Source organism: Nitrosomonas sp. (genome assembly GCF_040240425.1).
GTDB lineage: Bacteria > Pseudomonadota > Gammaproteobacteria > Burkholderiales > Nitrosomonadaceae > Nitrosomonas.
The window spans coordinates 1-4,436 of record NZ_QPHG01000072.1 but is presented as its reverse complement, the minus strand read 5'-3'; the positions used below and the strand labels follow the sequence as shown (position 1 = coordinate 4,436).

At 48.0% G+C, this 4,436-nt stretch carries 5 protein-coding genes and 1 pseudogene; 1 reads left to right on the top strand and 5 read right to left on the bottom strand.

What is annotated here, in order from left to right; genetic code table 11:
* Positions 1 to 261 precede the first annotated feature (261 nt).
* The 5 genes from DU481_RS15435 to DU481_RS15415 all read right to left on the bottom strand — a co-directional run bounded on the left by DU481_RS15435 (position 262) and on the right by DU481_RS15415 (position 4,216).
* Complete coding sequence (locus tag DU481_RS15435) at positions 262 to 546, bottom strand: hypothetical protein (RefSeq protein WP_107803012.1); 285 nt, start codon at positions 544 to 546, stop codon at positions 262 to 264.
* Positions 547 to 585: 39 nt separating this feature from the next.
* Positions 586 to 1,422: a diaminopimelate epimerase gene (gene dapF, locus DU481_RS15430; protein WP_350135967.1), complete on the bottom strand. Its 837-nt coding sequence runs from the start codon at positions 1,420 to 1,422 to the stop codon at positions 586 to 588.
* A gap of 60 nt (positions 1,423 to 1,482) precedes the next feature.
* Positions 1,483 to 1,935, bottom strand: coding sequence for a GNAT family N-acetyltransferase (locus tag DU481_RS15425; RefSeq protein ID WP_350135965.1), 453 nt, complete (start codon positions 1,933 to 1,935; stop codon positions 1,483 to 1,485).
* Positions 1,932 to 3,038, bottom strand: coding sequence for a D-alanine--D-alanine ligase family protein (locus DU481_RS15420; protein ID WP_350135963.1), 1,107 nt, complete (start codon positions 3,036 to 3,038; stop codon positions 1,932 to 1,934). Before DU481_RS15420 ends, DU481_RS15425 begins: the two co-directional genes overlap by 4 nt.
* A gap of 404 nt (positions 3,039 to 3,442) precedes the next feature.
* On the bottom strand, positions 3,443 to 4,216 hold the full coding sequence (locus DU481_RS15415) for a PepSY-associated TM helix domain-containing protein (protein ID WP_350135961.1): 774 nt from the start codon (positions 4,214 to 4,216) through the stop codon (positions 3,443 to 3,445).
* A 147-nt stretch (positions 4,217 to 4,363) separates the two neighbouring features.
* Here DU481_RS15415 and DU481_RS15410 point away from each other — a divergent pair.
* A pseudogene (locus DU481_RS15410) lies at positions 4,364 to 4,436 on the top strand (IS1595 family transposase); the annotation flags it as partial.

Below are 4,436 nucleotides of genomic sequence, written 5' to 3'. Positions count from 1 at the left end.
TCATTAACTTCTACAATACCGTTAAGCCTCATAAGAGTTTGAATAATGCCACCCCTTATGAAATACTCGACGCTTATTTCAATCAACCTCTCTGTAAACAACCCTGAGGTTTCTTACATTTGATTAATTAATATTCGAGTGTGTCCGCTTCGCTTTGAACGCGAAGCGGACACAACGGCAAAGAAGAGAATGGTTGCTTTGAGTTTTGCGATCTAGCCGATTGAGAATCGGCTAGAGAGGGAATTGAATGTTGGATGAGGGTTATTCGACGAGCGATTTTTGCTTCATCTCAGTTTCTTTTTTCAGTTTCCACCGGATTGTTACGTAGGTGCCACAATACGCACCCAAAAAAGCAGCTGCAATATAAATTTTGTTTTCGACATAATTGGTGACGGTGAATGCGGTGACCAGAATAATCATTGCAGACCAAAATGCGGCGGGGTGTGCTCTTCTTTCTTCCACATCAATGAAGTATAGCGTCCAGCAGACATCAGCGAGTGCCATTGCAACCATGATTAACAAAAACGTAACAATTGAAAATTCCATGAAGAATAACCTTAAGTAAGCACTCGCGTGGGTTGTGAATCACCAGTTTTGTTGTTGCTGATGATGATAGTTAATCGGACTGGTGGGTTTAGGGTGGATGTTATTCACAAATCCGATGACCTTGCCTTGATAACGCGTCAAGCCGCGAATTGACAGGCGCCCGTCAGTGTCCGAAATTTTCAGGCTGCCGCCAAGGGAGTTAGTGATTATCGGCAACGGCGTGCCGAAGACTTTTGCGGCCACATATGCGCTTGCTGCGCTGCCTGTACCGCAGCTCAGTGTGACATCCTCCACGCCGACTTCAAACGTGCGCACGGAAATGCCGTCTGCATCGCGCCAGATAAAATTAACATTAACGCCTTCCGGGTGGCCGACAAATTCACACAACGATTTTTCTTCGCGTATCGATCGGCCAAAGATTCTGGCATTTTTCAAACTCATTTCCGAACCGATCACCACCACATGCGGAACACCGGTGAAAACGTAATGCAATTGATCGTTAATTTGCCGGTATTCTCGCGCTTCACCTAAATTCACCTCGGTCAAATCGTCAATGACGCGTACTTCCTTTTTGCCGTCGCCGGTGACAATCGAGAAAATGTCGTTACGGATGTAGGTATCGTGAAAATAACGCGTCGCGCAGCGCAGACCATTACCGCACATGGTTTCCTCAGTGCCGTCGCGATCGAAGATTTTCATTGTCGGCATGCGTTGCAGGGGATCCACATCCACGAAAAGAATGCCGTCGGTTTCGTGCTGCGTAGCCAGCGCGCTTGAAATCAGCGATCGATTAAACCCAGCCAAAGGCGTTTTCATCTCATCCACCACGAGGAAAGAATTGCCACACCCATCCATTTTTGTCGCTTTAATTCTCATGATCCAGTCCGTCTTTTGAATGCATCGTTATGAAATAGCAAGAAATACTGCTTACTTAGCCTAGCTAAAGGGCCTGTAGCCCGCCCGTCTTGTGAGATGCGCCTGGGCTACGCCCGAGATAAATTCTTCCTGCACAATACCGGTCAAAGCAAAGCCGTTTTTCAGATAAAACCGCAAACTTTCGTTGGCATCGGCGTCAGTTACGACATTGAGAATTTTTCCACCTTGCCGCTCGATCTCCGCGAAAACACTATCCAGCATCAGAGAACCGAACCCTTTGTTGCGATGTTCCTTATCAACCGCCAATGTCAGCAGGTGATAGGTATCAACCGTTTTTCTGGCGATGGCATAACCGACCGGTTTGCCGTCATCCATGGCGCAAACGCCAAAATTCTTACCGCGCGCGATGTCTTCCAATTCGTCGCGAATGGCTGCTTCATACATGGAGCCAATGTCTTGCAGCGCAATCTTTGTCAGGCTGGCGTGCAGTTCCTTTGAGATCGATACAATCATGATGTGTGCTCTGCCGTTGGTTTTCCTAAAAGGGTGTACACCCGGTCGCGATAGCTGATCGTGCCTGCGTGAGCTGCTTTACCGATGGCCTGATTCACCAGGCTTGCAAGCAATTCGATTTTTCCTGCAAATCGTTCCGGGTATCTGAGTGAGAGTCGCTGCACGGCGGTGTAAACGATCAAAGCGATCATGTCGTTGTGCGCGATGTTTGCGTGACGGCACATGTTGGTCAGATCCGCCTCGGTTGGGTGAACACCAGGAATCACATTGGCTTCCAGAAAATACAGCTGGCCGTCTCGCTCGCGAAAATCCATGCGGTTATAGTCGCGCACTTCAAGCGCTTCGTGCGCCTCAATGGCGATTTTCGCGTAGCTTCTCGCTTTTTCGCTCCAATCAAGATGCGAGATGTAGGGGTTTTCGATATCTTTTACATGCGGGTCGCGTACATGCGGTTGTCCGGGAATCTTGGCGAAGTCGATTTCGAGGATGGGCAACACATAATGACCAATCAAGCCGATGGTGTATTCGTTGCCGGGCAGGAATTCTTCAACGAGCGCCGGTTGGTTGAATTGCGCATAAACCGCGCCCACCGCTTCATTGAGCTCGGCGATCGTATGTACTTTGCTCTTTTGGCTGATGCCGATACTGGTGCCTTCGCTGTAGGGCTTTACCATCAACGGGAAAGCTAAATCGCCGAGCTGTTCTCCCGGCATCATGAGCTGGAAGCGTGCGGTCGGCACATCGTCATACGCAACGATCTTTTTGGCCGTCGCCTTATCCATCTTGTTGATGAAAGTCTTGGGGCTGCTGCCGGTGTAGGGAATATGCAAGTGTTCGCAAAAGAACGGCACGATGGCTTCACGCAATTCCTTTTCGTCCAATCCTTCGGTGTTATTGAATACCAAATCGATTTGTTCTTTGCGCTGTTCGAGCTGAGCGTAAATATCCGGTCCGACATCGATCAATTCGACATTCGCGCCGATGCGTTCCAACGCTGCCGTCACCGCATTGATAGTATCCGGACCTTCAAACTCACCATAGCGCTCGTCTTCCATCCATGGTTTTCTTACGTTACAGGTATAGGCGATATTAAGTTTTCTCATAACAAGCGCGGAGCGAGCATGTTTTATAAGTTAATTTTTTGTAAAGCTGCAATTCTGGTGCTCCCATCAAGCCGGGAGCCCGTCATTCGAGAGCAATTAACGAGGCAGATTACTATTCGTTGACAGAAGAGGATGGTTAAATGGTAATTTTTTTACCCCGAGCGAATACCTGACGGTAAAGGATGGAGTGCTGAATGCCGGGCGGCAGATTTTCGGTCATTTTCTGTGCCGGTTGCTGTACGCTGGGGTTTTTCAAGATAGAGCAGAAGTGTCCAAATCATGATTACTTGCGTCATCAAGAATCAAGTCGATCACATCTGGAACATTGAATCACTTCGGGTTCTCCGGGCGTAGTTTCCCGCCTAATGATGGTTTACACAAAAATTCTTACACCTTCGACCGCTTTAGCTCATGCGTCTGATTTTTGTTTGCCGTACTTGCCGTTTTTGTAACCATCGAATAACACCTGTTATGTAAATGACAGGGCAAGCAAGTCCACAGAGGAAAATCAGAATTCGTCCAATCCACCCAAATGCCTTACCCGAGTGTAACGGCCATTGCCAGTCGAGAAATGTCTCTCCGGCACTACGACGTGTATCAGGGGCACGTACATCCAATATCTCCCCGCTGTACTGATCAATCGTGATTTGACGCTCCGGCCAGTATGCATTCAATTGGGGGACATCTCTCTGCACCACGGTAAATACCCCTGTGTCACTATCTGGCGGGTAAATTGCATTGAGCTTACCACCCGGAAAATGTCTCATGGCGATATTCCAGGCATGTTCCATGCCCATGGATTGCATGCCGTTAACCGGGCTTGATAAGAATTTGTGCGGATATTCCCGAGTAGAAGGAGAAAACTGCTGAGTTATCCAGACAAACGGCTCATTGAGATTCATGTATACACCCGACAGCAAGACTGCGCCCAGTGTGGGGAAGAAATAAAAAGAAAATGTTTTGTGCAGGTCGAAGTTAAATCGCACCATCCCCGTATTGCGTTTGATGGTAAGAGCCTTACGCCAATGGCCGTTGACAGGCCACCAGATTATCAGACCTGTGATCAATGAGATAATCAGAAGCAGGGCAACGAACGCAACGGCCACAGTCCCATTTGCGCCTAACAACAAGCTGAAATGAAGCTGGAAGATAAAGTCCATCAGGTAATCGGAATCCATTCATTCGCGCCATAGTTACGCACGCCGGTTACTTTCGCTTGATAGGGATCAACAAAGATACGTTGCCAATCACCGGACTCCCGGTTGGCATAAATAGCAAGGGTCTTAGGAAGTTAAGCACTTACTAAAGTGTGCTAACTTTCTGAGATGAATGCCAAAAACAGATACTATTTTCGTTCTCGAATCAGAGAAGCAAAGTTCAGGCAACTTATTCGATGTT